The organism is Serratia sp. H402Y, from assembly GCF_051172415.1.
Classification (GTDB): Bacteria; Pseudomonadota; Gammaproteobacteria; order Enterobacterales; family Enterobacteriaceae; genus Serratia; species Serratia ureilytica.
The window spans coordinates 40,219-67,023 of sequence record NZ_JBPIYZ010000005.1 but is presented as its reverse complement, the minus strand read 5'-3'; the positions used below and the strand labels follow the sequence as shown (position 1 = coordinate 67,023).

At 58.7% G+C, this 26,805-nt stretch carries 27 protein-coding genes and 1 pseudogene; 17 read left to right on the top strand and 11 right to left on the bottom strand.

Annotation, left to right across the window (positions count from 1 at the left end):
* Positions 1-28 precede the first annotated feature (28 nt).
* From ACSBQS_RS20420 to ACSBQS_RS20410, 3 genes are all read left to right on the top strand, one after another.
* Entirely contained in the window at positions 29-1,279 is a 1,251-nt protein-coding gene (locus tag ACSBQS_RS20420) for a valine--pyruvate transaminase (RefSeq protein WP_047025992.1), read from the top strand.
* Between the two features lie 73 nt (positions 1,280-1,352).
* Positions 1,353-1,574 carry a ribbon-helix-helix domain-containing protein gene (locus ACSBQS_RS20415; protein WP_025304767.1) on the top strand — a complete coding sequence of 74 codons (222 nt, stop codon included), beginning with the start codon at positions 1,353-1,355 and terminating at the stop codon, positions 1,572-1,574.
* Positions 1,574-1,954, top strand: coding sequence for a type II toxin-antitoxin system VapC family toxin (locus ACSBQS_RS20410; RefSeq protein WP_025304766.1), 381 nt, complete (start codon positions 1,574-1,576; stop codon positions 1,952-1,954). The genes ACSBQS_RS20415 and ACSBQS_RS20410 overlap by 1 nt, the downstream gene beginning before the upstream one ends.
* Positions 1,955-1,964: 10 nt before the next feature.
* On the opposite strand, the gene ACSBQS_RS20405 is transcribed toward ACSBQS_RS20410, so the two are convergent.
* The 3 genes from ACSBQS_RS20405 to ibpA all read right to left on the bottom strand — a co-directional run bounded on the left by ACSBQS_RS20405 (position 1,965) and on the right by ibpA (position 4,739).
* Positions 1,965-3,623 (bottom strand): putative transporter, encoded by a 1,659-nt coding sequence (locus ACSBQS_RS20405; protein ID WP_033652317.1) that lies wholly within the window; start codon positions 3,621-3,623, stop codon positions 1,965-1,967.
* A 167-nt stretch (positions 3,624-3,790) separates the two neighbouring features.
* The gene (gene ibpB, locus ACSBQS_RS20400; protein WP_004933922.1) at positions 3,791-4,219 is read right to left on the bottom strand and encodes a small heat shock chaperone IbpB; all 429 of its coding nucleotides are present in this window, start codon (positions 4,217-4,219) and stop codon (positions 3,791-3,793) included.
* A gap of 106 nt (positions 4,220-4,325) precedes the next feature.
* The gene (gene ibpA / locus ACSBQS_RS20395) at positions 4,326-4,739 is read right to left on the bottom strand and encodes a small heat shock chaperone IbpA (RefSeq protein ID WP_004933919.1); all 414 of its coding nucleotides are present in this window, start codon (positions 4,737-4,739) and stop codon (positions 4,326-4,328) included.
* 309 nt (positions 4,740-5,048) lie between these two features.
* On the opposite strand from ibpA, the gene ACSBQS_RS20390 reads away from it, so the two are divergent.
* Complete coding sequence (locus ACSBQS_RS20390) at positions 5,049-5,396, top strand: YceK/YidQ family lipoprotein (protein ID WP_016929593.1); 348 nt, start codon at positions 5,049-5,051, stop codon at positions 5,394-5,396.
* A 30-nt stretch (positions 5,397-5,426) separates the two neighbouring features.
* Here the strand turns inward: ACSBQS_RS20390 and ACSBQS_RS20385 are convergent, their stop codons facing one another.
* Positions 5,427-6,707, bottom strand: coding sequence for a DUF3748 domain-containing protein (locus tag ACSBQS_RS20385; RefSeq protein WP_033645140.1), 1,281 nt, complete (start codon positions 6,705-6,707; stop codon positions 5,427-5,429).
* Between the two features lie 462 nt (positions 6,708-7,169).
* Here ACSBQS_RS20385 and ACSBQS_RS20380 point away from each other — a divergent pair, with 462 nt between their 5' ends.
* Together ACSBQS_RS20380 and ACSBQS_RS20375 are read left to right on the top strand one after the other, a co-directional pair.
* Positions 7,170-8,138: a threonine/serine dehydratase gene (locus ACSBQS_RS20380; protein WP_042783385.1), complete on the top strand. Its 969-nt coding sequence runs from the start codon at positions 7,170-7,172 to the stop codon at positions 8,136-8,138.
* Complete coding sequence (locus ACSBQS_RS20375; RefSeq protein ID WP_197666720.1) at positions 8,125-9,066, top strand: ornithine cyclodeaminase family protein; 942 nt, start codon at positions 8,125-8,127, stop codon at positions 9,064-9,066. Before ACSBQS_RS20380 ends, ACSBQS_RS20375 begins: the two co-directional genes overlap by 14 nt.
* A gap of 25 nt (positions 9,067-9,091) precedes the next feature.
* Here the strand turns inward: ACSBQS_RS20375 and yidA are convergent, their stop codons facing one another.
* The 5 genes from yidA to dnaA all read right to left on the bottom strand — a co-directional run bounded on the left by yidA (position 9,092) and on the right by dnaA (position 16,095).
* Positions 9,092-9,907: a sugar-phosphatase gene (gene yidA, locus ACSBQS_RS20370; RefSeq protein WP_047025996.1), complete on the bottom strand. Its 816-nt coding sequence runs from the start codon at positions 9,905-9,907 to the stop codon at positions 9,092-9,094.
* A gap of 124 nt (positions 9,908-10,031) precedes the next feature.
* Positions 10,032-12,446, bottom strand: a complete 2,415-nt coding sequence (gyrB, locus tag ACSBQS_RS20365) for a DNA topoisomerase (ATP-hydrolyzing) subunit B (protein WP_004933898.1) — start codon at positions 12,444-12,446, stop codon at positions 10,032-10,034.
* Between the two features lie 18 nt (positions 12,447-12,464).
* Positions 12,465-13,550, bottom strand: a complete 1,086-nt coding sequence (recF, locus tag ACSBQS_RS20360; protein WP_004933895.1) for a DNA replication/repair protein RecF — start codon at positions 13,548-13,550, stop codon at positions 12,465-12,467.
* A gap of 45 nt (positions 13,551-13,595) precedes the next feature.
* On the bottom strand, positions 13,596-14,696 hold the full coding sequence (gene dnaN / locus ACSBQS_RS20355; protein WP_004933892.1) for a DNA polymerase III subunit beta: 1,101 nt from the start codon (positions 14,694-14,696) through the stop codon (positions 13,596-13,598).
* Positions 14,697-14,700: 4 nt separating this feature from the next.
* Entirely contained in the window at positions 14,701-16,095 is a 1,395-nt protein-coding gene (gene dnaA / locus ACSBQS_RS20350) for a chromosomal replication initiator protein DnaA (RefSeq protein ID WP_004933889.1), read from the bottom strand.
* A gap of 682 nt (positions 16,096-16,777) precedes the next feature.
* Here dnaA and rpmH point away from each other — a divergent pair.
* The 6 genes from rpmH (at position 16,778) to ACSBQS_RS20320 (ending at position 21,565) form a co-directional block, all read left to right on the top strand.
* Complete coding sequence (gene rpmH, locus ACSBQS_RS20345; protein ID WP_000831330.1) at positions 16,778-16,918, top strand: 50S ribosomal protein L34; 141 nt, start codon at positions 16,778-16,780, stop codon at positions 16,916-16,918.
* 17 nt (positions 16,919-16,935) lie between these two features.
* A complete protein-coding gene (gene rnpA / locus ACSBQS_RS20340) occupies positions 16,936-17,295 on the top strand; it encodes a ribonuclease P protein component (RefSeq protein ID WP_004933883.1) in 360 nt (119 codons plus the stop codon).
* Positions 17,259-17,516 carry a membrane protein insertion efficiency factor YidD gene (gene yidD / locus ACSBQS_RS20335; RefSeq protein WP_004933881.1) on the top strand — a complete coding sequence of 86 codons (258 nt, stop codon included), beginning with the start codon at positions 17,259-17,261 and terminating at the stop codon, positions 17,514-17,516. The genes rnpA and yidD overlap by 37 nt, the downstream gene beginning before the upstream one ends.
* 2 nt (positions 17,517-17,518) lie before the next feature.
* Positions 17,519-19,156, top strand: a complete 1,638-nt coding sequence (gene yidC / locus ACSBQS_RS20330) for a membrane protein insertase YidC (RefSeq protein ID WP_033645144.1) — start codon at positions 17,519-17,521, stop codon at positions 19,154-19,156.
* 96 nt (positions 19,157-19,252) lie between these two features.
* Entirely contained in the window at positions 19,253-20,617 is a 1,365-nt protein-coding gene (gene mnmE, locus ACSBQS_RS20325) for a tRNA uridine-5-carboxymethylaminomethyl(34) synthesis GTPase MnmE (protein WP_434991323.1), read from the top strand.
* Positions 20,618-20,764: 147 nt separating this feature from the next.
* Positions 20,765-21,565, top strand: a complete 801-nt coding sequence (locus tag ACSBQS_RS20320; RefSeq protein ID WP_016929603.1) for an MBL fold metallo-hydrolase — start codon at positions 20,765-20,767, stop codon at positions 21,563-21,565.
* 10 nt (positions 21,566-21,575) lie between these two features.
* On the opposite strand, the gene ACSBQS_RS20315 is transcribed toward ACSBQS_RS20320, so the two are convergent.
* On the bottom strand, positions 21,576-22,583 hold the full coding sequence (locus tag ACSBQS_RS20315) for a threonine/serine transporter (protein ID WP_232092626.1): 1,008 nt from the start codon (positions 22,581-22,583) through the stop codon (positions 21,576-21,578).
* Between ACSBQS_RS20315 and ACSBQS_RS20310 the strand changes: the two genes are divergently transcribed.
* Complete coding sequence (locus ACSBQS_RS20310; RefSeq protein ID WP_226772979.1) at positions 22,582-22,728, top strand: hypothetical protein; 147 nt, start codon at positions 22,582-22,584, stop codon at positions 22,726-22,728. The genes ACSBQS_RS20315 and ACSBQS_RS20310 overlap by 2 nt on opposite strands.
* 25 nt (positions 22,729-22,753) lie before the next feature.
* Here ACSBQS_RS20310 and ACSBQS_RS20305 read toward each other — a convergent pair whose 3' ends face one another.
* Positions 22,754-23,647, bottom strand: a complete 894-nt coding sequence (locus ACSBQS_RS20305) for a hypothetical protein (RefSeq protein ID WP_089185144.1) — start codon at positions 23,645-23,647, stop codon at positions 22,754-22,756.
* Positions 23,648-23,840: 193 nt separating this feature from the next.
* Between ACSBQS_RS20305 and ACSBQS_RS20300 the strand changes: the two are divergent.
* From ACSBQS_RS20300 to ACSBQS_RS20285, 4 genes and pseudogenes are all read left to right on the top strand, one after another.
* Positions 23,841-23,942 (top strand): annotated as a pseudogene (locus ACSBQS_RS20300).
* Positions 23,943-24,217: 275 nt separating this feature from the next.
* Positions 24,218-24,943: a 4'-phosphopantetheinyl transferase family protein gene (locus ACSBQS_RS20295; RefSeq protein WP_028128065.1), complete on the top strand. Its 726-nt coding sequence runs from the start codon at positions 24,218-24,220 to the stop codon at positions 24,941-24,943.
* Between the two features lie 161 nt (positions 24,944-25,104).
* Positions 25,105-25,671 carry an NADPH-dependent FMN reductase gene (locus tag ACSBQS_RS20290; RefSeq protein ID WP_033645148.1) on the top strand — a complete coding sequence of 189 codons (567 nt, stop codon included), beginning with the start codon at positions 25,105-25,107 and terminating at the stop codon, positions 25,669-25,671.
* Positions 25,672-25,747: 76 nt separating this feature from the next.
* A complete protein-coding gene (locus tag ACSBQS_RS20285) occupies positions 25,748-26,800 on the top strand; it encodes a hypothetical protein (protein ID WP_033645149.1) in 1,053 nt (350 codons plus the stop codon).
* The last annotated feature ends 5 nt before the right edge of the window (positions 26,801-26,805 follow it).

Here is a 26,805-nt window from a genome sequence, read left to right as displayed (position 1 = left end):
CCTGCTAAAAAACAGTACTGCTGCACCTATGACTTTCTCACTTTTCGGCGAAAAATTTACCCGTTATGCGGGCATTACCCGTTTGATGGACGACCTGAACGAAGGCCTGCGCACCCCCGGCGCCATCATGCTCGGCGGCGGCAACCCCGCACAGATCCCAGAGATGGAAGCGTATTTCAAACAGCTGTGCCAGGAGATGCTCGACCAGGGCAAACTGACCGAAGCGCTGTGCAACTACGACGGCCCGCAAGGCAAGGACGCGCTGCTGAAAGCGCTGGCCAATCTGCTGCGCGACGAGCTCGGCTGGGAGATCTCGCCACAGAATATTGCACTGACTAACGGCAGTCAGAGCGCGTTTTTCTACTTGTTCAACCTGTTCGCCGGCCGCTACGCCGACGGCTCGCGCCGCCGCGTGTTGTTCCCACTGGCGCCGGAATATATCGGCTATGCCGATGCCGGGCTGGATGAAGGGCTGTTCGTCTCCGCCAAACCGAACATCGAGCTGCTGCCGGACGGCCAGTTCAAGTATCACGTCGATTTCGAACATCTCACCATCGGCGATGACATCGGCATGATCTGCGTTTCACGGCCGACCAACCCGACCGGCAACGTGATCACCGACGAAGAGCTGATGAAGCTCGATCTGCTGGCGCAACAGCGCGATATTCCGCTGGTCATCGACAACGCCTACGGCGTGCCGTTCCCCGGCATTATCTTCAGCGACGCCACGCCGCTGTGGAACCCAAACACCATCCTGTGCATGAGCCTGTCCAAGCTCGGCCTGCCCGGCTCGCGCTGCGGCATCGTGATCGCCGACGAGAAGGTGATCACCGCGCTGACCAACATGAACGGCATCATCAGCCTGTCCCCAGGCAGCATGGGGCCGGCGATGGCGACGGAAATGATCGAGCGCGGCGATCTGCTGCGCCTGTCGAACGAGGTGATTCGCCCGTTTTACAAACAGCGCGTCGAGCACACCATCGAGATCATTCGCCGCTACCTGTCGCCGGAACGCTGCCTGATCCACAAACCGGAAGGGGCAATCTTCCTCTGGCTGTGGTTTAAGGATCTGCCGATCACCACCGAAGTGCTGTATCAGCGCCTGAAAAAGCGCGGCGTGCTGATGGTGCCCGGCCACTACTTCTTCCCGGGACTGGAGCATGAATGGCCACATACCCACCAGTGCATGCGCATGAACTACGTGCCCGATCCGGAGAAAATCGAGCGCGGCGTGGCTATTCTGGCGGAAGAGATCGAACGCGCACATCAGGAAGGCTAACGCCGACTGATTGAAAATCGACCGACAAAGATATACGATGCATATATCGTATATCTTTTTTGGAGGGCCAACGATGACTCGCATCGTGATCGATTTACCTGAAGAAGACCTGCGGCAGCTCGATAATCTGAAAAATATCCGCCACGTTCCCCGGGCCGAAATCATTCGTCAAGCAGTCTCCCGCTATCTGACGGAGAACCACGTGGAAGATCCCAGCAACGCTTTCGGGCTCTGGTCCGGGGCGATGGGAGATGGCGTGGAGTACGAAAATCGTCAGCGCGAGGAGTGGGAATAATGGTGGCTCAACGGGCGTTATTCGACACCAATATCCTGATCGATTATCTCAACGGCATTCCTCAAGCCAGGGACGTTCTGGTCGAGTATCACATCAATCCGGCCATCAGCGCCATCACCTGGATGGAAGTGATGGTAGGTGCTAAAAAACAGGGTCCGGCACTGGAGCTGAAAACACGTCAGTTTTTAGGGCAATTTCTGCTGCTGCCTATTACCGATGAAGTCGCCGAACGCGCCGTAGAACTGCGCCACTCACAGCATGTGAAACTGCCAGACGCCATTATCTGGGCCACCGCGCAGGTGGGATTCCGGATGCTCATCTCCCGCAACCCCAAAGATTTCGGCACTGACAATGGCGTGTTGATGCCTTATCGGCTGTAGACGATCCGCACTACAACGTCCAGAACAGCACCGCCAGCAGCTGCGGCGACATGATGCGCAGGAACATCGCCAGCGGATATACGGTGGCGTAAGACAGCGCGGCGGCGCCGCTGGTGGGATGCAGGCCGTTGGCGAACGCCAGCGCCGGCGGATCGGTCATCGACCCCGCCAACATGCCGGACAGCGTCAGATAGTTCATCTTGCCCACCGTGCGCGCCAGAATGCCGACGCTCAGCAGCGGAATGGCGGTGATCAACGCGCCATAACCAATCCATGTCAGCCCCTCGCCATGCAGCAACGTATCGATAAAATTGCCGCCCGATTTCAAACCGACCACCGCCAGAAACAGCACGATGCCCAGTTCGCGCAGCGCCAGATTGGCGCTCGGCGGCATAAACCAGTACAGCTTGCCGATACTGCCGATGCGCCCCAGGATCAGCGCCGCCACCAACGGCCCGCCGGCCAGCCCCAGCCGCAATGCCGCCGGGAAGCCGGGCACAAACAGCGGAATGGAGCCCAGCAGCACTCCGAGGCCGATGCCGATAAAGACCGGCAGCATCTGCACCTGCTGCAGCTTTTGTTGGGCGTTGCCGACGATTGCCGTCACCGCGTCGATGGCCTCCGGCCGGCCGACCAGGTTGAGAATATCGCCAAACTGCAGCGTCACGTTGCTGCCGGCCACCAGCTCCACGCCGGCGCGGTTGAGGCGTGAAATCACCACGTCATATTTCTGCTTCAGGTTCAGATCGCGGATTTTTTTCCCCAGCACCTGCTCGTTGGTCACCGCCGCCCTCACTACCTGCAGCGCAGTGCCGCGCGTGGACAGCGAAGCGTCAACCTCTTCGCCGATCACCAGCCGGGCGTTCTCCAAATCTTCGCGTTTGCCCACCAGGTGCAGATAGTCGCCGAGCTCCAGCCGCTCATGCGGCGCCGGCACCATCAGCAGCTCGCCGCGCTTGAGGCGCGAACAGACGATCGCTTCACCGTTGAGCAGCGGCACGCTTTTGATCGCCATGCCCTGCAGATTGGGGTTACGCACCGCCACGTTCATGGCATGCAACAGCTCGCGCTGATTGCCCAGGCTGCTTTCAAACGCCTGCGCCTCGCGCTCGATGTTGATGCGGAAAACCAATCGGATCAGCCACATCACCAGCAGGATGCCGCAAATGCCGAACGGATAGGCCATGGCGTAACCCATGCCCATGCCGTCCACCAACGCCGGATCGGAACCGAGATCGGTCAGGATTTGCTGACCGGCGCCCAGCGCCGGCGTGTTGGTGACCGCGCCGGAGAACACGCCGAGGATGATCGGCAGCGGCACGTCGAACAGCTTGTGCACCGCCGCCGCCACTGCGCCGCCGGTCAGCACCAGCAGCACCGCGAAGGCGTTGAGCCGCAGACCGGAGACGCGCAGCGAAGAGAAGAAGCCGGGGCCAACCTGAATGCCGATGGTGTAAACGAACAGGATCAGGCCAAACTCCTGGATGAAGTGCAGCATGTCCCCGTTCAGGCTGATTTGCCCGCTCTGGGCGAAGTGGCCGACCAGGATGCCGCCGAACAGCACGCCGCCAATCCCCAGCCCGACACCGTACAGCTTCCAGTTCCCCATCCACAGCCCAATGACGGCCGCCAACGCCAACATGCTGACGGTCAGGGCGATATCGCTCATAGGTCACATCCTTGCCAAAGTTGAACATGGGATTTGCGGACATAGACACACAATTAACAAGGATTATGGCATCGGGCAGACGGGGGGACTGTGGCGCGCGCCACATAACGCAACGGGGGAGATCCGTCTGGATCTCCCCCGCATGATGATGACCGTTTTTCAGTCGGTTATTTGGCTTCCAGCTCCGGCGTCGCGCCGATGGCGATGCGCTGAGGCTGCAAGGCTTCCGGAACCTGACGCACCAGATCGATGTGCAACAGGCCATTTTCAAATTTGGCCTCGGATACCTGCAGGTGTTCCGCCAGGGTGAAGGTCAGCTGGAACTCTTTGCACACCAGCCCCTGATGCAGGTACTCGACCTGTTTTTCCGGCGGCGTGGGTTTACCGCTGACGGTCAGCCGCGGCCCTTCCACTTCGATATTCAGTTCGCTCTGCCGAAAACCGGCCAGCGCCAGAGAAATGCGGTAGTGATTGTCATCGCTTTTCTCGATGTTATACGGCGGGAACCCCTGGGGTTCCTGGCCCCCCATGGAACTGGCCAGTTTATCAAAACCAATCCATTGACGCAGAAGCGGGGATAGATCGTAATTACGCATAGGAACAACTCCTTTCATTAAGCGAGATGTGTTTATTCAGCCCCCTGACGGCGGGCGGATTATTACTGCATATTTGCCGACAGCGTTCCTGCCGGCGAAAACGGAATTATTTAATTTCGATACGGCGCGGTTTTAATGTTTCCGGCACGATGCGCTGCATATCGATATACAGCAGACCGTTTTCCAGTTTGGCGCCTTTAATTTGAATATGTTCGGCCAGCTGGAATTTACGCTCGAAATTACGCTCAGCGATGCCCTGATATAAATAGGTTTTTTCTGCCGGTTCGTTATTGTGCGCACCGCGCACGATAAGCAGATTATCTTGCGTGGTGATCTCCAGCTCCTGCTCGGCAAACCCGGCTACCGCAATGGCGATGCGATAATGATTTTCGTCCACCAGCTCGACATTATAAGGGGGATAACCGCCGTTGCCCTGGCTCTGGCCGGCCTCCAGCGCGTTGAACAGGCGATCGAAACCAATGGCGGAACGGTATAGCGGAGAAAGATCGAAATTACGCATAAAACAGCCTCCTAAGGCACTTCAGCGAGGTTGAAATAAATACGCCTTCCATTCTGGACAGGCTAATTAAGCCAGAATTCCCTTACGGCAAATTCTCAATCCGGCTCTGATGATAAAATGGGGGTTGATTTCATCAATTCAACGGGCGAGGATCAAAAAAAGCGCTTTTCGGTTAGGTGAAAGTTTTTTTACCACTTACACTAAAGTGAGAGAGCCGCCACAGAGCGGGATTTTGCTTCTTTTAAAGCAGCAACAGGATGTTATAAATCAGCTTAATTTAGGGGCACAGCAACCCTGCAGGATGGATTAATGACGACGATGAAAGCGATAGCGACGGGCTGCATGTTGTTGGCGACCAGCGGTTGCTCCAGCGTGATGAGCCATACCGGCCCGAATCAGGGTTACTATCCCGGCACCCGCGCCAGCGTGGACATGCTGAAGGACGACAACACCAGCTGGGCGATGATGCCGCTGGTGGCGCTGGATCTGCCGTTCTCCGCAGTGATGGATACCGTGCTGCTGCCTTACGACTATCTGCGTTCAGGCAATGACGCCACCGCAGACTCGCCAAAAGCGCGCATCCTGCGCAGCGAGCAACAGAATCTGGCGGCAACCGGCAACCCCGGCGAGGGCAACGACAGCACCGCCACACACTAATCACGCACGCAGCGGGCCATCAGGCCCGCCTTACGCCTCAACCACAAAGATCTGGTTGAATCCGGCAATCTCGCGCATAAATGCCACTTTCTTGCCATCCGGCGAAAACACCACGGCATCCCCCGACGGCGGCTGCACGCTGCGCTGCGTTAAACGCTGCAGGCGGCCGCTGGCGACCTCACACAGCATCACGCTGTTGTCACACACCAGGGCTATCGTCCCGCCCTGCGGGTGCCAGCTGAACGCCGACTGGATGTCATGCTCGCCGCGGCTGACCTGGCGCGGCTCACCGCCGTTCGGCGACACCGTCCACAGTTGCACCACGCCGCCGTCATCCTTCATCAGAAAAGCTATCTGGCTGCCGTCCGGCGAGCTGCGCAGCCAATGGCGCGGCGCACCGACCACGCCCGGAAAACGGCGTTCACCGGTAAAGGTCACCCGCCGCTGCCTGACGCCAAGCGGCGGCGCCGGCAGCTCGCTTTCCGTCCCCTGCAGCGGCACCGTGCCGGCCCTGGCGTAGTCGGCGTCGTTCTCCGGCAGATCGACGATAAACACCTCCGGCAGTTTCTCGCCGGCGGCGGACAGCGTATCGCCGATGAACGCCAGCGCCCAACGTTGCCGACTGCCGTCGGCCTTACGGTAGCCTTCGCGGCCAATCCAGCCTTCTTCGTAGGCGCGATTGATCTGATCGCTGCCCGGCTGCGGCTGCGGCACGGTCTCGCTAACCAGCACGCAATAGTGGCTGCCGTCATATTCACGGGGATGCTGTTTCGGCGGATTGACCCCGTGCAGCGGCACGGCCACGCCGACGTTGCGCAGATCGCGCGCCGGATCGCATTCATGCATCACGTGATCGTTGTAGGTAAAGCTGAGGCGGCTGCCGTCCGGGCTGAAAACGTGCACATGGCTGCCGCCGCGCAGCGCGCCGGGCGTGTAGGGCGCCGTGATATCCAGCGCGTCGAGGGTAATGGCCAACTCGCGATCCGGTTCGCTGACGATCACCCCGCGGCGGTGATGAAAATCATACTGCCAGGCGCTGTCCGGGTGTTCCGGGCCGTGGATGAAGACGTAACGCGCCGGCGCATCGGGGCTGACCGTGACCACGCCGACGTGTGCGCCGTGCTGGGCGCGATAAACCACTTCCACCGCGCCGCTGGCGACGTTAACCCGCTCGATGCTCAGGCCGGTGAAAGAGGCGCCGCGCGGGCGCACGTCATAAGCCAGCCATTGGCTGTCCGGCGTCCAGACGTTGATATTGGTTAACTGATGCCCGCGTGGGTCGAAAGTCAGTTGTTTTTCCCGATGGCTCATGGCGGCTCTCCTGCGCATGCTGGCACTGAACGGCCATCTTACCGGATCGGCAGCCGCGTTTCATATGGCCGGCGAGGACGAGCCGGGGGCTTTCCCGCGTCGAAATTTCCATGAGACTTATCCGTTAAGCCTATCGACGACGCCGGCAGGAAATAAACGCCCGGCTAGCCGGCCCCATTCCTGATGGGGAAACTCAACGACGCCCAAACGGTATAAGTAAAGGAAGCGAGCATTATTTTATTGATTATCCTTCTCCTCATTAAATACGCCCACAGCGGCACCTTACTTAACGCAAATAAATAAAAAATTGTGCCGCTAAACGCCCAGTAATGTTTATTTTCACCGCATACGCGATGCCGTACCCCCGCCATTTCCGCTTTCTGGCCGGGTTGCCCGACGGGGTTTACAATCCATACAAAAAAGTACAAACTGGATTTTAAGTCTAAAAAATCCGGAGCCGGTATGAACCCCCTTTTCGATGCCATTGTTTCTGCCCATCAGCAACTGCGCCCTCAGGTGCGAGTCACGCCATTGGAGCGCAGCGTGCTGCTTTCTCAGCAATTGGGTTGCGAGCTGTATTTGAAATGCGATCACCTGCAGCACACCGGTTCCTTTAAATTTCGCGGCGCCAGCAACAAGCTGCGGCTGCTGGATAACGAGCAACGCCGGCGCGGCGTGATCGCAGCCTCTACCGGCAACCACGGTCAGGCCGTCGCTTTGGCGGGGCAACTGATGGGCGTTGGCGTCACGGTTTATGCGCCGGAGACGGCGGCGAGCATCAAGCTCGACACCATTCGCGCGTTGGGCGGCACCGTGGAATTGGTGCCGGGCGATGCGCTGAACGCCGAACTGGCGGGGGAACAGGCCGCACGCGAACAGGGGAAAACCTATATCTCGCCGTATAACGACGAGCAGGTGATCGCCGGCCAGGGCACCTGCGGCATGGAGCTGGTTGAACAACTCACCGATCTGGACGCCGTGTTCGTGGCGGTCGGCGGCGGGGGTTATATCGCCGGCATCGGCACCGTTCTGCGGCAACTGTCGCCGAACACGCAGCTTATCGCCTGCTGGCCGGAAAACGCCACCAGCCTGTACAGCGCGCTGGAAGCGGGCCATATCTTCCCGGTGGAAGAGCAAGAAACCCTGTCCGACGGAACCGCCGGCGGCGTCGAGCCGGGCGCCGTGACCTTTCCGCTGTGCCAACAGCTGATCGACCGCAAAGTGCTGGTCAGCGAGGCGGAGATTAAACACGCGATGCGCCGGATAGCCGCCAGCGATCGTTGGATTATCGAAGGCGCGGCCGGCGTGGCGCTGGCGGCGGCGATCAAACTGGCGCCGGAATACCAGGGTAAAAAGGTGGCGGTGGTGCTGTGCGGCAAGAACATCGTGCTGGAGAAATACCTCAAGGCCATCGCCGATGCACATCCTTAATCGGCAGCAAATCCTCGCCGCGTTCGACGCCGAGACCATAACGCCGCTGCTGAAGCAGGGTTTTATCGCCTACTCGCAACAGCGGGTGCAACAGCCGCCGGTGCAGCATTTCCTGTTCGAGCGGGCCGACGGCGACTGCTGCATCAAGTCCGCCTGGTTGGAAGGCGACGAACTGTTCGTGGTCAAGATCTCTACCGGTTTCTATCGCAATGCCGAACACGGCCTGCCGAGCAATCAGGGGCTGATGATGGCGTTCTCCGCCCAGACCGGTGAGCCGCAGGCGCTGCTGCAAGATGAAGGTTGGCTGACCGCGCTGCGCACCGCCCTGGCCGGCCGCATCGTCGCCGAGCTGTGCGCGCCGCCGCATATTCAGGCGATCGGCATTGTCGGCACGGGCCTGCAGGCGCGGCTGCAGCTGCAATGCCTGAAACCGGTGACCGATTGCCGCGAGGTATGGGTGTGGGGGCGAGACGAACAGGCGCTGGCGGCGTATCGGCGCGATGCCGAAGCCGAGGGTTTCCGGGCGCGGGTTACGCAGAATGCGGCGGAACTGGCGGCGCACTGTCAGCTGATCGTGACTACCACGCCCAGCCGCGAACCGATATTGCAGGCGGCGGATATTCGGCCCGGTACGCACATCACCGCCGTGGGCGCCGACACGCCCGGCAAGCAGGAACTGGCGACCGAGCTGGTGGCCCGCGCAGACGCGCTGCTGGTCGATGCCCTGGCGCAGTGTGCGGACTATGGCGAGATCGCGACGGCTTATCGGCAAAAAAGGCTGATTTCAACGCCAATCGTCGAAATTGGCGCCGTCTTGGCGCAGGGAGGGCGGGTACGACGCGAGCCGCAGCACATCACCATCGCCGATCTCACCGGCTTGGCGATTCAGGATCTGCAGATCGCCAAAGGGGTGTTGGCGAAAGTATAAAGGGGCGCCGCAGCGCCCCGCGCTATCAGGCGTTGAGCACAAACTTCTCGATAGCGCGCGCCACGCCGTCTTCGGTATTGGCGCTGGTGACAAACTGCGCCACCGCTTTCAGCTCGGGAATGGCATTGCCCATCGCCACGCCGACGCCGGCATATTCTATCATCGCCGTATCGTTGGCCTGATCCCCCAACGTCATGATGTTCTCCCGCGCCACGCCGAGATGCTCGGCCAGCATTCTCACCCCGGCGCCTTTATCGACGTTTTTGTGCAAAATCTCAAGGTAGTAAGGCGCGCTTTTCAGGATGGTGTAACGCGCGCGCGTTTCTTCCGGGATGCGCGCGATAGCGCGGTCCAACAGCTCCGGCTCGTCGATCATCATCACTTTAGGGAAACGCATTTGGCGATCCATCTCTTCCACGCTGCGGTATTTCAGCGGAATGCCGGTCATTTCCGCCTCGTGTATGGTGTACTTGCCGATGTCCTTGTTCGGGGTATACAGGGTATCGAAATCAAACGCCTGGAAGTGAACGCCGAACTCGCGCGCCATCTGCTCGAAATGCAGATAATCCTCAAAGCCCAGCGTTTCTTGCAGAATGCAGGCGCCGTCGACCGCACGCAGCACCAGCGCGCCGTTATAGGTGATACAGAAATCGCCGGGGCCTTGAATGTCCAACTGGCGCAGATAATCCTGCACGCCGACATAAGGCCGCCCGGTGGCCAGCACCACGTGCACCCCTTTGCGCCGCGCCGCCGCGATAGCCTGCTTTACCGCCGGCGTGATTTGATGCTGCGGATCCAGCAACGTGCCGTCCATGTCGATCGCAATCAGTTCAATAGCCATTCAACGCTTCTCCCAGTGGTTTTTATTCATGCTAACGCGTTTCAGCCTCGGCTGTCAGCGCCAAAAAAGGCCAAAAAAAATCCGCGCGGGTCGCCCGGCGCGGATTTTCACAGCCATTAACGCATCAGATATCGATGTTCGCCGCTTTCAGGGCGTTTTCTTCGATAAAGGCGCGACGCGGTTCAACCGCATCGCCCATCAGCGTGGTGAACAGCTGATCGGCAGCGATGGCGTCCTTGACGGTCACGCGCAGCATGCGGCGGCTTTCCGGATCCATGGTGGTTTCCCACAGCTGCTCCGGGTTCATCTCGCCCAGACCTTTATAACGCTGTACCGACAGGCCGCGGCGCGACTCTTTCACCAGCCACTCCAGCGCCTGTTCGAAGCTGTCTACCGGCTGACGGCGTTCGCCGCGCTCGATGAACGCGCCCTCTTCGATCAGCCCGCGCAGCTGCTCGCCCAGCTGGCAGATCTTGCGGTATTCACCGCCGTGGATGAAGTCGAAGTCCAGCTTATAGTCGGTATCCACGCCGTGGGTACGGATGCGCAACGCCGGCTCGAACATCTGGCGCTCGCGATTCTCGAAGATCACGAAGTCATAGCTGCTGCCGTGCTGCTCTTTGTCGTTCAGCGCCTGCACCAGCGACGCGATCCAGGTTTTCACCTTGGCTTCATCGCTGAGATCGCCTTCGTTCAGCGTCGGCTGATAGATCAGGCTGTTCAGCAGCGCGCGCGGGTAGCGGCGCTCCATGCGGCCAATCAGCTTCTGCACGCCGTAGTGCTCGGCCACCAGTTTCTCCAACTGCTCGCCGCCGAGCGCCGGTGCGCTGGCATTGGTGTGCAGCGTAGCGCCGTCCATCGCGATGGCGATCTGGTACTGATCCATCGCCTCGTCATCTTTGATGTACTGCTCCTGCTTGCCTTTCTTCACCTTGTACAGCGGCGGCTGTGCGATGAACACGTGGCCACGCTCGATGATTTCCGGCATCTGGCGGTAGAAGAAGGTCAACAGCAGCGTACGGATGTGCGAACCGTCGACGTCGGCATCGGTCATGATGATGATGCTGTGGTAACGCAACTTGTCCGGGCTGTACTCGTCGCGGCCGATGCCGCAACCCAGCGCGGTGATCAGCGTCGCCACTTCCTGCGAAGAAAGCATTTTGTCGAAACGCGCTTTCTCGACGTTGAGGATTTTCCCCTTCAGCGGCAAGATAGCCTGATTCTTGCGGTTGCGCCCCTGCTTGGCAGAGCCGCCCGCGGAGTCCCCTTCCACCAGGTACAGTTCTGACAGCGCCGGATCGCGTTCCTGGCAGTCCGCCAGTTTGCCCGGCAGGCCGGCCAGATCCAGCGCGCCTTTGCGGCGGGTCATCTCACGCGCTTTACGCGCCGCTTCGCGCGCGCGCGCCGCGTCGATGATTTTGCCGACCACGATTTTCGCGTCGCCCGGATTCTCCATCAGGTAATCCACCAGCTTCTCGTTCATCAGCGTTTCAACCGCGGTTTTCACCTCGGAAGAGACCAGCTTGTCCTTGGTCTGAGAAGAGAACTTCGGATCCGGCACCTTCACCGACACCACGGCGATCAGGCCTTCACGCGCGTCATCGCCGGTGGCGCTGACCTTGGCCTTCTTGCTGTAGCCTTCCTTCTCCATGTAGCTGTTCAGCGTACGGGTCATCGCGGTACGGAAACCGACCAGGTGCGTGCCGCCGTCGCGCTGCGGAATGTTGTTGGTGAAGCAGTAGATGTTTTCCTGGAAACCGTCGTTCCACTGCAGCGCCACTTCCACGCCGATGTCGTCTTTCACGGTGGAGAAGTAGAACACGTTCGGGTGGATCGGGGTTTTGTTCTTGTTCAGGTACTCGACAAACGCCTTGATGCCGCCTTCGTAATGGAAGTGGTCTTCACGGTCGGTGCGCTTGTCCTTCAGGCGAATAGACACGCCGGAGTTGAGGAAGGACAGCTCGCGCAGACGCTTGGCCAGAATGTCGTACTCGAATTCGGTCACATTGGTGAAAGTTTGGTGACTCGGCCAGAAGCGCACCATGGTGCCGGTCTGCTCGGTTTCGCCCACCACGTTCAGCGGCGCCTGCGGCTCGCCGTGGCTGTAAGTTTGTTCGTGCACTTTGCCTTCGCGGCGGATCACCAGCTCCAGTTTCTCCGACAGGGCGTTAACCACCGAGACGCCCACGCCGTGCAGGCCGCCGGAAACTTTATAGGAGTTGTCGTCGAATTTACCGCCGGCGTGCAGCACGGTCATGATGACCTCTGCGGCTGAAACCCCTTCTTCCGGGTGAATGCCGGTCGGAATGCCGCGGCCGTCATCCTGCACCGATACCGAGTTGTCGGCATGGATGGTGACCTGAATGTCACTACAGTGGCCCGCGAGCGCTTCGTCGATAGCGTTGTCCACAACCTCGAATACCATGTGGTGCAGACCGGTGCCGTCATCGGTATCGCCGATATACATGCCCGGGCGCTTGCGCACCGCATCCAGCCCTTTTAATACCTTGATACTTGAGGAGTCATAAGAATTCGACATCAACGTTTCTCGCTCATTTTAGTCCTGTGGTTGAACCTCTATTTTACCCTGTTCCACGCGGAACATCTTGCCCTTTTCACCGGCCATGTCGGTCACTTGTTCAGCGCTGACCGCGCTGACAAAAACCTGGGCCTGGGTGGCTTTCAGGCGATCGGCCAGCAACCGGCGACGGCCGGTGTCCAGCTCGGAGGCAAAATCATCAATCAGATACAGGCAACGCCGCCCGCTCTGCCGGGTGAGAAACTCACCCTGCGCCAAGCGCAACGCGCACATCAGCAGCTTAAGCTGACCGCGCGATAACAAATCCTCTACCGGCGTGCCGTCGGCACGAATGCGAAAGTCCGCTTTATGCGGCCCCACCGCGGTATAGGTCAACGCCCTGTCGCGCTCAAACTGGCGCTCCAGCAGCTCGCCGTAGTCGCTCTCTTTGTCCCAGCCGCGCTGGAAGGAGAAGCTCAGGGCGAATTCAGGCAGAAACTGCGCGCAGGTCGCGGTGATATCCGCGGCGATCGCGTCGCTGTATTCCGCCCGCCATTCGCTGATGCGCTCCGCGAGCGGGATCAGTTCCTGATCCCAGGCGCGGATCTGCGCATAGCGACTCACCTGGCGCAGCGCGGCATTGCGCTGCTTCAGTAACCGTTTCAGGTTGCTCCAGGCGGTGAAAAAACCGGGTTCGTTATGAAAACAGCCCCAGTCCAGGAAAGCGCGCCGGAATTTCGGCCCGCCGTTCAGCAGGGTAAAACCTTCGGGGGTGATCAGCTGCATGGGCAGCAGCTGCGCCAGCTCGGCCACCTTGTGGCCGTCGCTGCCATCGATGCGTACTTTGCTGTCACCCTGACGGCTCTTGCTCAATCCTACCGATAGCTCGCGCTCCGCGCCTTCGATGCGGCCATGCAGCACGAACTCCGGTTGGTCGTGGCGGATCACCCGACCGGCCTGCAGACTGCGAAAGGCGCGGCCATGGCCGAGCGTATACACCGCCTCCAGCACGCTGGTCTTGCCGCTGCCGTTAGCGCCGACCAGGAAGTTGAATCCCGGCGCCAGCGCCAAATCCGCCGCCTCGATATTGCGGAAATCTTTAATCAATAAACGCGTCAGAGCCATGCAATCTCTTTACCGATGACGGTGCTGTAATTCAAGGTAACGAGACTACAACCGCATTGGCATGACAACGTAGGCCGCCGCCTGACTGGCGCCGTCTTCGATCTGCACGCTGGAGACCGAGTCGGTCAACAGCAGGCGCACGTCTTCACACTTGAGCGCGTTCAACACGTCCAGCACGTAGCTGACGTTGAAGCCGATCTCCATCTCAGCGCCGTCGTAGCTGACGTCGAGGATCTCTTCCGCCTCTTCCTGTTCCGGGTTGTTGGCGGTGATCTTCAGCTGATTCTGGCTGACGTACAGCCGCACGCCGCGGAATTTCTCGTTCGAGAGAATGGCCGCGCGGGCGAACGCCTGCTTGAGCAGATCGCAGCCGGCTTCCAGCGTTTTGTCCGGGTTCTTCGGCAAGACGCGGCGATAGTCCGGGAAACGGCCGTCAACCAGCTTGGACGTGAAGATGAAATCGCCGACGTGGGCGCGAATGTTGTTGCTGCCGATCTGCAGCTGCAGCAGCGAATCGCCGCCGTCCAGCAAGCGCACCAGCTCCATCACCCCTTTACGCGGCACGATCACCGAATGCGACGGCAGCTGCTGGCCGATCGGCATCGAGCACACCGCCAGGCGGTGGCCGTCGGTCGCGACGGTGCGCAGCTCTTCGCCTTCGGTTTCAAACAGCATGCCGTTCAGGTAGTAACGCACGTCCTGATGGGCCATCGAGAACTGGGTGGCTTCGATCAGGCGCTTCAGCGTCGCCTGCGGCAAGGTGAATTCCACCTCGCTCTGCCAGTCGTCCAGGTTCGGGAAGTCCGCCGCGGGCAGCGTGGACAGCGAGAAACGGCTGCGGCCGGATCGCACCAGCATGCGCTCGCTCTCCAGCGTGACGGCGATCTCCGCTCCTTCCGGCAGGCCACGGCAGATATCAAAGAATTTGCGCGCGGGCACGGTGGTCGCGCCCGGCTCGTGCGGCTGGGACAGGGCGACGCGCGCCACCATCTCCATCTCCAGATCGGTGCCGGTCAGCAGCAGGGAGCCTTCCGTCACCTGCAACAGCAGGTTGCCCAGGATCGGCAAGGTCGGGCGGCCGCCCAGCGGGCTGCTCACCTGTTGCAGCGGTTTTAGCAGATGCTCACGTTCAACGATAAATTTCATAGCGCTATGAAGATAATGTTCTGATTAAATTGGAGAAATCTTCTTTGATGTCGTGACTTTCCTCACGCAGCTGCTCGATCTTCCGGCAGGCGTGCAACACCGTGGTATGGTCGCGGCCACCAAACGCATCGCCGATTTCCGGCAGGCTGTGGTTGGTGAGTTCCTTCGCCAGCGCCATCGCCATCTGGCGCGGGCGGGCAACGGATCGCGAACGCCGCTTGGACAGCAAATCCGCGACTTTAATCTTGTAATACTCCGCCACCGTCTTTTGGATATTGTCGATGGTGACCAGCTTTTCCTGCAGCGCCAGCAGATCGCGCAGCGCTTCGCGCACGAAATCGATGGTGATGGCCCGGCCGGTAAAGTTGGCGTTGGCGATCACGCGGTTCAGCGCCCCTTCGAGCTCACGCACGTTGGAACGCAGGCGTTTGGCGATGAAGAACGCCACTTCGCCCGGCAGGCGAATGTCGTTTTCGTCGGCCTTTTTCATCAGGATCGCCACGCGGGTTTCCAGCTCCGGCGGCTCGATCGCCACCGTCAGCCCCCAGCCGAAGCGGGACTTCAGACGATCTTCCACTCCGTTGATCTCTTTAGGGTAGCGATCCGAAGTCAGGATGATCTGCTGATTGCCTTCCAACAGGGCGTTAAAGGTATGGAAGAACTCTTCCTGCGAACGCTCCTTGTTGGCGAAGAATTGGATGTCATCGATCAGCAACGCGTCGACCGAACGGTAGTAGCGCTTAAACTCTTCGATGGCATTGTTCTGCAACGCTTTGACCATGTCTTGTACGAAGCGTTCCGAGTGCATGTAGACCACTTTGGCGTTGGCCTTGCGCGCCATGATGCCGTTGCCGACCGCGTGCAGCAGGTGGGTTTTACCCAGGCCGGTGCCGCCATACAGGAACAAAGGGTTGTAGGCGCCGCCCGGATTGTCCGCCACCTGGCGAGCCGCCGCGCGCGCCAGCTGGTTTGACTTACCCTCGACGAAGTTGTCGAAGGTGTGTTTGGGGTTGACGTTGGAGCGGTAAGAGAGCTCGGGCTGCGCCGCCGCGTTGTCCCAGCTCGGGCGCGAAGGCGCGGCCGTGCGCGCCGCCGGGGCCGCAGGGGCGCTGCTGACGCTGGCGGTCACGGTCTGGCTGATCACCTGCGTGATCGGCTTGCTGCCGACTTCAAAACGCAGCAAAGGCGCATCCGTGCCGCAGAAATCATTCAGCAGACCATTGATATTGTTTAAGTACTTATCGCGAACCCAATCCAGCACAAAACGGTTAGGCGCGTACAGCGCCAGGGTGTTGTCACTCAGTTCCGCCTGCAATGGGCGAATCCACATACTAAATTCTGTGGCAGGTAACTCATCCTGCAATCGGGCAAGACACTGCTGCCAAAGCGAAAGTGACACGGCGGACTCCACTCGAACAAGATCAATAAAGAAAAGAAACGGGCAACTTTTTTATAACTCATGATTTTTGACACATACCCGGCATCGGCTGTTTGCCTGTGGGGGATGCGAACCGCCTTTCACGGTTTGTGTCCCTCACGATCCCGGCATGAGGGATCGCGATCGGAATGACGGATCATAGCGCAATCCGCGCAAGAGATCCTCCCCTTCCTCACAGATTAGATCCATTTTATCCACAGGCCGCGGCCGGCGGCGATCTTTTCGCCGCCGGCGCCGAATGACCGCGCAGATCCCGGCCGCTGCGCCGCGTTTTTTACATTGTCAACCGGTTATACCCTGTTATCCACGTCGGATCCTGGGATCGCGCGCAAAGGATCTCACGGGGATCCTTGCGATTTCACCCCGAGTCCGTATAATCTTCGCCCTACGTGTGATACCTGGTTCCTTATGGTGCGTCATTAGCCAGACAGGATTCTGCGGTGACCACGGGCCAAGACCGGATTTTGTTCCGTTATTGGCAGACAACCAGGTAGGCTGGCGCGATGCGAATTGACTCAGGACTGTACAATTATTACAATCCCGCTTCTTTATGTATTGCGATTGAGGCGTCGGTCATCTTCACGCCGAGTAGCCAAACGCGTTTACTGATCAGTAATTATTTTAAGTTTAGGTAGAAATCGCTATGAAACGCACTTTCCAACCGTCCGTATTGAAGCGCAACCGTAGCCACGGTTTCCGTGCTCGTATGGCCACCAAAAATGGTCGTCAAGTTCTGGCCCGCCGTCGTGCGAAAGGCCGTGCTCGTCTGACTGTTTCTAAGTAATAAAGCTAACCCGCTGAGTGGTTAAGCTCGCTTTTCCCAGGGAGTTACGTTTGTTAACTCCCACTCATTTCACTTTCGTCTTCCAGCAGCCACAACGGGCTGGCACGCCGCAAATCACCATCCTCGGCCGCCTGAACCAGCTGGGGCATCCCCGCATCGGTCTTACCGTCGCCAAAAAACACGTCAAACGCGCGCACGAGCGTAATCGGATCAAACGCCTAACCCGCGAAAGCTTCCGCCTGCGCCAGCACGAATTACCGGCGATGGATTTTGTCGTGGTGGCCAAAAAGGGGATAGCGGATTTGGATAACCGCGCGCTGACGGAAGCTTTGGATAAATTATGGCGTCGCCACTGTCGCCAGGCTCCCGCATCCTGATCGGGCTGGTGCGGGCCTATCAGCTCGTCATCAGTCCGCTGCTAGGGCCTCGTTGTCGCTTCCAGCCGACATGCTCTCATTACGCAATTGAGGCATTAAGCAGGTTTGGCATGATAAAAGGCAGTTGGTTAGCATTGAAACGCGTATTAAAATGCCACCCTTTGAACCCAGGTGGCGATGATCCGGTGCCGCCAAAAACCGACGATAACAGAGAACACTAACGATGGATTCGCAACGCAATCTTCTCCTCATCGCTCTGCTGTTCGTGTCTTTCATGATCTGGCAGGCATGGCAAACGGACAACGCTCCGCAGCCGGCCGCACAGACCACGCAACAGACTTCGAACGCAGTAGCCGGTGATGCCGCCAGCCAGGCCGTGCCAGCCAGTGGTCAGGGTAAGCTGATTACCGTGAACACCGACGTGCTGTCACTGACCATCAACACCCGTGGTGGCGATATCGAGCAGGCTAAACTGTTGGCCTACCCGGAAACTCTGGGTTCATCGACTCCGTTCCAACTGCTGGAAACCACTCCGTCGTTCGTCTATCAGGCGCAAAGCGGCCTGACCGGTAAAAACGGCCCGGACAACCCGGCCAACGGCGAACGCCCGCTGTACCAAGCGGCGCAGGACAGCTACACCCTGCCGGAAGGCCAGGACGAGCTGCGCATCCCGCTGACCTACACCGATAAAGACGGCGCGGTCTACACCAAGACCTTCGTGCTCAAACGCAACCACTATGCGGTCGGCGTGGATTACAGCATCGACAACAAAGGCGCGGCGCCGCTGGAGCTGACCCTGTTCGGCCAGCTGAAGCAGACCACCGAATTGCCTAAGCACCGCGATACCGGCAGCAGCAACTTCGCGCTGCACACCTTCCGCGGCGCGGCGTACTCGTCCAGCGAGGACAAGTACCAGAAATACGCGTTCGACAAAGACGAAAACCTGAGCGTCACCACCAAAGACGGTTGGGTCGCCATGCTGCAGCAGTACTTCGCCACCGCGTGGGTACCGGCGACCAAGGGTGACAACACCTTCTACACCGCCAAACCGGGTGACAACCTGTCCACCATCGGCTTCAAATCTACCCCGGTCGTGGTGCAGCCTGGCGCTCAGCAGCAGTTGAACGCGACCCTGTGGGTCGGCCCGGAGCTGCAGGACCAGATGGCCCAACTGGCGCCGCACCTGGACCTGACCGTGGATTACGGCTGGCTGTGGTTCATCTCCCAGCCGCTGTTCAAACTGCTGAAGTTCATCCACGGCTTTATCGGCAACTGGGGCTTCTCCATCATCATCATCACCTTCATCGTGCGCGGCATCATGTACCCGCTGACCAAGGCGCAGTACACCTCGATGGCGAAAATGCGCATGCTGCAGCCGAAGCTGCAGGCGATGCGCGAACGCATCGGCGATGACAAGCAGCGCATGAGCCAAGAGATGATGGCGCTGTACAAGGCGGAGAAAGTGAACCCGCTCGGCGGCTGCCTGCCGCTGATCATTCAGATGCCGATCTTCCTGGCGCTGTACTACATGCTGATGGGTTCGGTCGAGCTGCGCCACGCGCCGTTCGCCCTGTGGATCCATGACCTGTCGGCGCAAGACCCGTACTACATCCTGCCAATCCTGATGGGCGTGACGATGTTCTTCATCCAGAAGATGTCGCCGACCACCGTGACTGACCCGATGCAGCAGAAAATCATGACCTTCATGCCGGTGATCTTCACAGTGTTCTTCCTGTGGTTCCCGTCCGGTCTGGTGCTGTACTACATCGTCAGCAACCTGGTGACCATCCTGCAGCAGCAGCTGATTTACCGTGGTCTGGAAAAACGCGGTCTGCACAGCCGCGACAAGAAAAAAAGCTAAGCGTAGTGTAGGGGTTCGACGCACCGACCCTTGCAGTCACCCCAAAGGCGGTCATTAGACCGCCTTTTTGCATCTTAATCGTCAGAGAGAACCGTTATGAGCACCACCGATACCATCGTAGCCCAAGCCACCCCGCCGGGACGCGGCGGCGTCGGCATTCTGCGCATTTCCGGAAGCAAGGCCAAAGACGTCGCCCTGACGTTGCTCGGCAAGCTGCCGAAGCCGCGCTACGCTGACTATCTGCCGTTCCGCGACGCCACGGGCGCCACCCTCGATCAGGGCATCGCGCTGTGGTTCCCGGGGCCGAACTCCTTTACCGGCGAAGACGTGCTGGAACTGCAGGGCCACGGCGGGCCGGTGATCCTCGATCTGCTGCTCAAGCGAGTGCTGGCGCTGCCCGACGTGCGCATCGCGCGGCCGGGCGAGTTCTCCGAGCGCGCGTTTCTCAACGACAAACTCGATCTGGCGCAGGCCGAAGCGATTGCCGATCTGATCGACGCCAGCTCCGAGCAGGCGGCGCGTTCGGCGATGAACTCGCTGCAAGGCGCGTTCTCCACCCGCATCCACCAGCTCGTGGAAGCGCTCACTCACCTGCGAATCTATGTGGAAGCGGCGATCGACTTCCCGGACGAGGAAATCGACTTCCTGTCCGACGGTAAAATCGAGGCGCAGCTCAACGACGTGATGGCGGATCTGGACAACGTGCGCGGTGAAGCGCGCCAGGGCAGCCTGCTGCGCGAAGGGATGAAGGTGGTGATCGCCGGGCGCCCCAATGCCGGCAAATCGAGCCTGCTCAATGCGCTGGCCGGACGCGAGGCGGCGATCGTCACCGATATCGCCGGCACCACCCGCGACGTTCTGCGCGAACACATCCATATCGACGGCATGCCGCTGCACATCATCGACACCGCCGGCCTACGCGACGCCAGCGACGAAGTGGAACGCATCGGCATCGAACGTGCATGGAACGAGATCGAACAGGCCGACAGGGTGCTGTTTATGGTTGACGGCACCACCACCGCCGCCACCGAGCCGGCGGAGATCTGGCCGGAGTTTATGGCGCGCCTGCCAGGCACGCTACCTATCACCGTGGTGCGCAACAAAGCCGACATCACCGGTGAAACGCTGGGTCTGACGGAAGTGAATAACCACTCACTTATTCGCCTGTCGGCCCGCACCGGCGAAGGCGTCGATGTGCTGCGCGATCATCTTAAACAGAGCATGGGCTTCACCAGCAACATGGAAGGCGGCTTCCTGGCGCGCCGTCGCCACCTGCAGGCACTGGAACTGGCAGCGCAGCATCTGGTACAGGGCAAAGAACAGTTAGTGAGCGCTTACGCGGGTGAGCTGCTGGCCGAGGAACTGCGCCAGGCGCAGCTGGCCCTGAGCGAAATCACCGGCGAATTCACCTCCGACGATCTGCTGGGCCGCATTTTCTCCAGCTTCTGTATCGGCAAGTAACACCGCCAGACGCCTTCACGGCCGGGACAAGCCCTTGTTCCGGCCGTTTTTCTTTTCCGCTCTCGCTCTGCGCGCCGGCTCACAGAGCCGCCGCAGCGTCCCGCGCTATACTGGCCAGTCAGGAATCTCTCTCAGGAACGAGTCAACATGGCATTGACCCTCAGGGTACTGCTGGAAAACCGCCGCGCCGCCGGCGCCAACCCGCTATTGCAGGCCAAGGCCGGGTTAAGCCTGCTGATTGAGGATGATACGACGTCCATACTGTTCGATACCGGCCCCGACGACAGCTTTCTGCGCAATGCGGCGCTGATGGGTGTCGATCTCTCCCGTATCACCGCGACGGTGCTCTCCCACGGCCACTATGACCACTGCGGCGGCGTCGCCTGGCTGCCAGACAACAGCCGTATCATCTGCCACCCGCAGGTCGGCGATGAGCGCTATGCGGCGCTGAAGGTGCTGGGCCACACTCGGAAAATCAAAAAGCTCTCTTTGGATATCGACTACTCGCGCCACCGCATGCAATACAGCCGAGAGCCGCTGGCGATCGGCGATCGCTTTATGTGGTCAGGCGAAATCGCGGTGCCCGCACCCCGCGCCTACGGGGTGATCGCCGGGGAGAACGCAGCGGTAGATTACGTTATTGACGAAGGGGTGCTGATTTACAAATCGGATCGCGGTCTGGTGATCGTGACCGGCTGCGGGCACCGCGGGATCGTCAATATCGTGCGCCATTGCCAGCAAATCACCGGGATCGATCGGATCCACGCCTTGATCGGCGGTTTTCATCTGCGCTGCGCTTCCCCGCGCACGCTCTGGCGCGTCCGCCGTTTTTTGCGCCAGCATCAGCCGGAAAAGATTATGGGCTGCCACTGTACCGGCGCCTGGGGCCGGCTATGGCTGCCGGAAGGGATCGCGCCGGCCACCGGCGATAGGCTGGTGCTGGATTAAGCGTGCCGCTTTACACCAACAACGTTGCGATTACCGCGATCCCGCAGCCCAGCACGACGACGCCGATCCCCTTTTGCCTGCCGTCGCCCCGTAGCAAAAAATACAGTGATGGGATGAAAAAGACGGTCATCACGATAACGGGTATCGACCAGCCCGAGATGATCTTGATAATGCTCGGGTTGATCGCGCCAATAAACGTACAGACAACGATATTCCCTGCGATGATTCTCTTTTTGCCCGCCACGCCGAAGGACGTAATGCCATCGATCACGCCGGTCAACGTGCCGATATAGGCGCCGCCGGTCAGTAAACACAGCAACAGGGCAGCGCCTAACCACGCCGTGGCGTTGCCGGTCAAACCGGCGGTATAAAACAGCGCATCCACATTGCGGCTGTTAATGATTGAGATGTCATCCAGCGTCAGCAAACGGCTGATGGCGATAACGATCATGACGATAAACGCCATGATCAGTACCTTGCCAAACAGAATACTGCGCGCCTGCGGTCGTACGGCGCTTTTCGCAAAGCGCTGGATGCACGGGGTAAAGTTAAATGTAAAAAGAAAAATCGGCAGCAGCAGCCACGTCTGCAATGAAATGCCAGGCGGCGCCTGCACCGCCTGCTGCCCCCCCGCAGGTTGTAACAGGAAAAACACCGCCAGGATCGCCACCAGTACGATAGAAACCAGTGCCATTCTGGAAATCAGGTGCTCGATTCGCTGACTAAACGCCAACCATGCCGCCGACAGCGCGGCACTCAGCAACAGCGAAATGCCGCCCCTGACCCAGAATCCGTTGTGGAAAAAAGACGCGACGACGTTGACCAAGGTGATAAAATTTATCAGCACGATAATAATCATCGACAAAATAAACAGCACACAGACGATTGCCGCTGCCCGCTCGCCGATAAATGTCGATGATGCCGCCAGGAAATCTTTCTCCGGGTGCGAAATGATGAATTTGAAAAAAAGATAGTGCGCCATCATCGATACCGACATGGCGATAACGATAAACAGCATGAACACGTTCATCCCCAGCACGCCCGGCCCCACCGCCTGCGGCAAAAAGAAAATCCCGGCGCCGAATGCCGTGGAGAAGAAAGTGACAGGCCAATACAGGTGTGAGATTTTCATGATGATGCTCGACCATCATGGCTATGCGTGACGCATAGCCAGCTGGCACAAAAATGTCATTCGAAACAGGATTTGCCGAAGAAGACCAGTAAAGAAGGCAAGGCGAAGTTATCGTAAAAAGTCGCGGCCGCACGATAGCCATTAAGCACGTTGACGCGTGAACACAGCGGAAAAACGCCAATATGCGACGTGTAATTATCAAAGATTTTATTGGAGGAAATGCGATACCGAATAGCCCTGAACGTCGCAGCATTTCCCGCCGCGCAGGTCGGTTTATTTTCCTTGATGATATCGAACGCGTGTTCACCCACCGTCATCTTCACATTTCCGTCTTGGCGCTGAAAATACGCCTCTTTATCCATACGGTTTTTAATGTGGCGTTTAAAGCGATCCGCCATGTTTTTCTCACTGACATAAAATGCATTGATATCAATGCCATGACGTTGATTCGACGCTAGAATGTAGTCGTTTATTTTTTCCGGAATAATGTACGGCGATGTCGCCATCTTCCTGAATTCGTTAGCGCCGTCTATCTCGCTGCCATCGCTTTTTTCCATATAGAAATCATTTATTTCCATCAAGAAGTCAGGCTGAACACTGAGCCGTCTGATGGATTCGGCAATGTAGTCGATGCAGAAGCGCGCGGACTTTTCCACTTCACTGCTGACAGAAAAACGATCGTCCAAATTAACCACGGTATGCCCACCGGAAATCACCACTTTATCCGTCAAAAAAGACGATGCCAGCGCGATAAGGTCTTCAACGTTGTTATTTGAAACCTCATTGTTGATAACCTCAGCGATCCCATTCTGATCGGCTTTGTAGACAATAAAGCGATCTTCACCCTTCCAACCTTTTTTGCAGTTACATTTATATTCTTTAAAAACAACACGTTCAGCTGTCTTATAAAAATCGGCGCTTTGCAGCGGCATTAATTCGAGATCTGGCATACCCTTCTTCCCTATTCGTAGCCAATGACGCCAACTTTTTATAACAATAGCTAATGTAAATTTAGTGACCTGACTCTGATAATTAATAAACACCCACAATAAATAGGGTTTTTGTGGGTTTGCTCACATTTTCAAGTTCAGGTTATTTTAACCATTTTTATTATGTGGTTTTATGTTTCCAACAAACGAATGCGGAGAGGTGGGCGAGTGGTTTAAGCCAGATTTAAGAAACTAACCGTTTCTTAAATCCACACGAGTCATCGTGTCGTAGGTTCGAATCCTGCTCTCTCCGCCAACTTTTTCTTATCAGGCGATATTTTATGGGTTCATTGGACGCCGTCGATTCGAAAGCGGTTGGCTTCGGAACTGATTAATTTTATGCACGACCCCGTTACGCAACGCGATTTGAGGTCTGAATAACCTTCGCCTTGCATGCCCCCATCCCCTCCTGCACAGCGCAAAAGCTAACAAATCGGATAATCCGCATAGTGTTTTTTGATGATAAATCCTCAACTTAGTCTTAATCTAACACCCCTGCGTTCTTAGCGACCCTCTGTCATGGAGTGAACAATGGCGTGTCATTTTGCCCGATGGACCCCGGCCTCCGCTGTCCTGGATACCCAGAGACTCTCCGACGAAGTGATAGCCGCCACCCGCACCTTTTCCGTTAAGCGCCGCACGCGTTACCTGCAAGGGCGCATTCTGCTCGCCGAAATGATGTTTTACCTGTATGGCCTGCCGACGCTTCCCCCTATAGCCACCACCCCGACCGGCCGCCCCTGCTTCGCCGATCATCAGCTGCCCGATTTTAGCCTCGCCTACGCCAGCAACACCGTGGGCGTGCTGCTTAGCGACGAGGGCAAAGTCGGACTGGATATCGAAGTGATGCGGGCGCGCGGCAGCCGGCAAAGCGCGCTGCAGAACGCGCATCAGACGCCGGCGGAAAGTGCCTGGATCGGCGCGCAGGACGATCGGCTGGAGGCGGAGACTCAGCTGTGGAGCATTCGGCAAAGCGTGCTGAAAATTTCCGGCCTCGGCAACAGCGGCCAATCCACGCTACGTCTGCATCCCTTCTCTGGTCACCTGCGCTCCAGCGCCACGCCGGACGTTCAGGTGATGAGCGATGCCGACGAATATCTGAGCTGGGCCTGCGCCGGCAGCCCCGGGCTGGATCGCCTACTGTGCTGGCGCTACGAAGAGCGCGGTGGCCTGCACAAAGACGGGGAAATCTCGCCGCGCAGCCCGGCGGCGTCCTCGCGCTTCGTCAAACTGACGGGCCTGAAGACGCCAGGTTGACGTGGCGCAAGGCGGATAAAGCCATTTTTACCGCACGAATTTCTGCCGTAATTTGTAAAAACAGCTAAATGTTGAGCAATCGCCTATTCTCGACCCGAGCTTTAGCCTACTATTCGCCCATGTTGTCCGCTGAATCTGCTCATTCGAAAGGGAGAATCACCATGTCAGACCAAGCCTTAAAAATCGTCACTCTACTCGGCAGCCTGCGCAAAGGCTCCTACAACGCCATGGTGGCCCGCGCCCTGCCTGGCCTGGCTCCGCAGGGCGTCACCATTGAAGCGCTGCCCTCCATCCGCGATATCCCGCTGTACGACGCCGACATGCAACAGGGTGAAGGCTTCCCTGCCGCAGTCGAAGCGATAGCAGAGCAGATCCGCCAGGCCGACGGCGTGATCATCGTCACCCCCGAATACAACTATTCCGTGCCCGGCGGGTTGAAAAACGCCATCGATTGGTTGTCTCGCTTGCCGAATCAACCGCTGGCCGGCAAGCCGGTGGCCATTCAAACCAGCTCGATGGGGCCCATCGGCGGCGCGCGCTGCCAGTACCACCTGCGCCAGATCCTGGTGTTCCTGGATGCGATGGTGATGAACAAGCCCGAGTTTATGGGCGGCGTGATCCAGAACAAGGTCGATGAACAGGCCGGCGAACTGAGCGATCAGGGAACGTTGGATTTCCTGACCGGCCAGCTGTCCGCGTTCAGCGATTTCATTCGCCGCGTGGAATGACGGTCTCGCGGCGCCCGCAGGGCGCCGCAACAGGACATGAAGTCCGCCAATTTATTGAAATTAAAGCCATAGCATCATGTATTTTTTCATTTTAGCGTTATTTTTCGTTTCCATCACCAGTCCCGCTTTCGCCGCAGACATGCGTTATCCCGCCGGTGAAGAGCCGCTGGAGCTGCCTGCGCACAGTGCGCTTAACGCCCAACTGTCGCGATCCGCGCAAAACCAGGAAGATAAAAAGCTGGGCGCCATGTCGCTGTACCTGACGCTGATGCGCGAAGACGGCCGCAACGTCTGGGCCCCCTACCAGCTGGCGGTATCGTCGGCGGAGAAAGGGCAAACCGAGCTGGCGGAGCGCTATCTGCAGCTGAGCGCCGATCGCGGCCTGTGGTACTACTACAATCTGCTGGAGGACGACGCCTTCAACAGCATCCAGCACTCCGCCACCTACCAATCCATTCTGGCCGCCACCAAAGCGCGCTATCTGCAGCACGCCCGCCGCTATGAAGGCAAAGCCAGCTACGCGATACCGGACGGCGAAGCGCCGCCCGAAGGTTGGCCAACGGTGATCTTCCTGCATACCTACGGCAAGGCCGCCGCCATCAGCCCCGAGGAACGGCTGCTGTTCGGCGAAATGGGCGTGGCCTATATCGAGATCAACGGCACGCAGATGTTGTCGGAAAACAGCTTCCGCTGGTCGAATTACAGCGACGAGAGCACCCAGGCCGCCCTTCAGCGTACGGTGCAACAGCTGGCTCCACAGTTAAAGCTGAACCCCCAACGGATTTATCTCAGCGCTCGCGGCCAGGGTGCGCTGCACGCCGCCAATCTGATCGCGAAGTACCCGCAGTTTTACGCCGGCGCGCTATTGATCGCCCCCAACGGCGAGATCAAGCCGGCCCAGCAGTCGCTGGCGGCGAAAAAGAAAATCGTGATGGCGTATTACGATCGGCAGAACTTCAGCGAGCAGGCGCTGGCATTGCACTTCGCCAATCTGTTCGGAGAGGATAATCAGGTTCAGACGCTGCACTTCGCCCAGGGGGAGGATGCCGCCGGCAGTTGGCAGGCGCGCTTCAGGCGGCCATTGCAATGGGTGCTGGATCGGGCGCCGGATGCAACGCCGGGAGTCTAAGGTTT

Coding starts and splice junctions, on each gene's coding strand:
- ACSBQS_RS20420 (WP_047025992.1), top strand. CDS start 29: ATGACTTTCTCACTTTTCGGCGAAAAATTTACCCGTTATGCGGGCATT.
- ACSBQS_RS20415 (WP_025304767.1), top strand. CDS start 1,353: ATGACTCGCATCGTGATCGATTTACCTGAAGAAGACCTGCGGCAGCTC.
- ACSBQS_RS20410 (WP_025304766.1), top strand. CDS start 1,574: ATGGTGGCTCAACGGGCGTTATTCGACACCAATATCCTGATCGATTAT.
- ACSBQS_RS20405 (WP_033652317.1), bottom strand. CDS start 3,623: ATGAGCGATATCGCCCTGACCGTCAGCATGTTGGCGTTGGCGGCCGTC.
- ibpB (WP_004933922.1), bottom strand. CDS start 4,219: ATGCGTAATTACGATCTATCCCCGCTTCTGCGTCAATGGATTGGTTTT.
- ibpA (WP_004933919.1), bottom strand. CDS start 4,739: ATGCGTAATTTCGATCTTTCTCCGCTATACCGTTCCGCCATTGGTTTC.
- ACSBQS_RS20390 (WP_016929593.1), top strand. CDS start 5,049: ATGACGACGATGAAAGCGATAGCGACGGGCTGCATGTTGTTGGCGACC.
- ACSBQS_RS20385 (WP_033645140.1), bottom strand. CDS start 6,707: ATGAGCCATCGGGAAAAACAACTGACTTTCGACCCACGCGGGCATCAG.
- ACSBQS_RS20380 (WP_042783385.1), top strand. CDS start 7,170: ATGAACCCCCTTTTCGATGCCATTGTTTCTGCCCATCAGCAACTGCGC.
- ACSBQS_RS20375 (WP_197666720.1), top strand. CDS start 8,125: ATGCACATCCTTAATCGGCAGCAAATCCTCGCCGCGTTCGACGCCGAG.
- yidA (WP_047025996.1), bottom strand. CDS start 9,907: ATGGCTATTGAACTGATTGCGATCGACATGGACGGCACGTTGCTGGAT.
- gyrB (WP_004933898.1), bottom strand. CDS start 12,446: ATGTCGAATTCTTATGACTCCTCAAGTATCAAGGTATTAAAAGGGCTG.
- recF (WP_004933895.1), bottom strand. CDS start 13,550: ATGGCTCTGACGCGTTTATTGATTAAAGATTTCCGCAATATCGAGGCG.
- dnaN (WP_004933892.1), bottom strand. CDS start 14,696: ATGAAATTTATCGTTGAACGTGAGCATCTGCTAAAACCGCTGCAACAG.
- rpmH (WP_000831330.1), top strand. CDS start 16,778: ATGAAACGCACTTTCCAACCGTCCGTATTGAAGCGCAACCGTAGCCAC.
- yidD (WP_004933881.1), top strand. CDS start 17,259: ATGGCGTCGCCACTGTCGCCAGGCTCCCGCATCCTGATCGGGCTGGTG.
- yidC (WP_033645144.1), top strand. CDS start 17,519: ATGGATTCGCAACGCAATCTTCTCCTCATCGCTCTGCTGTTCGTGTCT.
- mnmE (WP_434991323.1), top strand. CDS start 19,253: ATGAGCACCACCGATACCATCGTAGCCCAAGCCACCCCGCCGGGACGC.
- ACSBQS_RS20320 (WP_016929603.1), top strand. CDS start 20,765: ATGGCATTGACCCTCAGGGTACTGCTGGAAAACCGCCGCGCCGCCGGC.
- ACSBQS_RS20310 (WP_226772979.1), top strand. CDS start 22,582: ATGAACACGTTCATCCCCAGCACGCCCGGCCCCACCGCCTGCGGCAAA.
- ACSBQS_RS20315 (WP_232092626.1), bottom strand. CDS start 22,583: ATGCTGTTTATCGTTATCGCCATGTCGGTATCGATGATGGCGCACTAT.
- ACSBQS_RS20305 (WP_089185144.1), bottom strand. CDS start 23,647: ATGCCAGATCTCGAATTAATGCCGCTGCAAAGCGCCGATTTTTATAAG.
- ACSBQS_RS20295 (WP_028128065.1), top strand. CDS start 24,218: ATGGCGTGTCATTTTGCCCGATGGACCCCGGCCTCCGCTGTCCTGGAT.
- ACSBQS_RS20290 (WP_033645148.1), top strand. CDS start 25,105: ATGTCAGACCAAGCCTTAAAAATCGTCACTCTACTCGGCAGCCTGCGC.
- ACSBQS_RS20285 (WP_033645149.1), top strand. CDS start 25,748: ATGTATTTTTTCATTTTAGCGTTATTTTTCGTTTCCATCACCAGTCCC.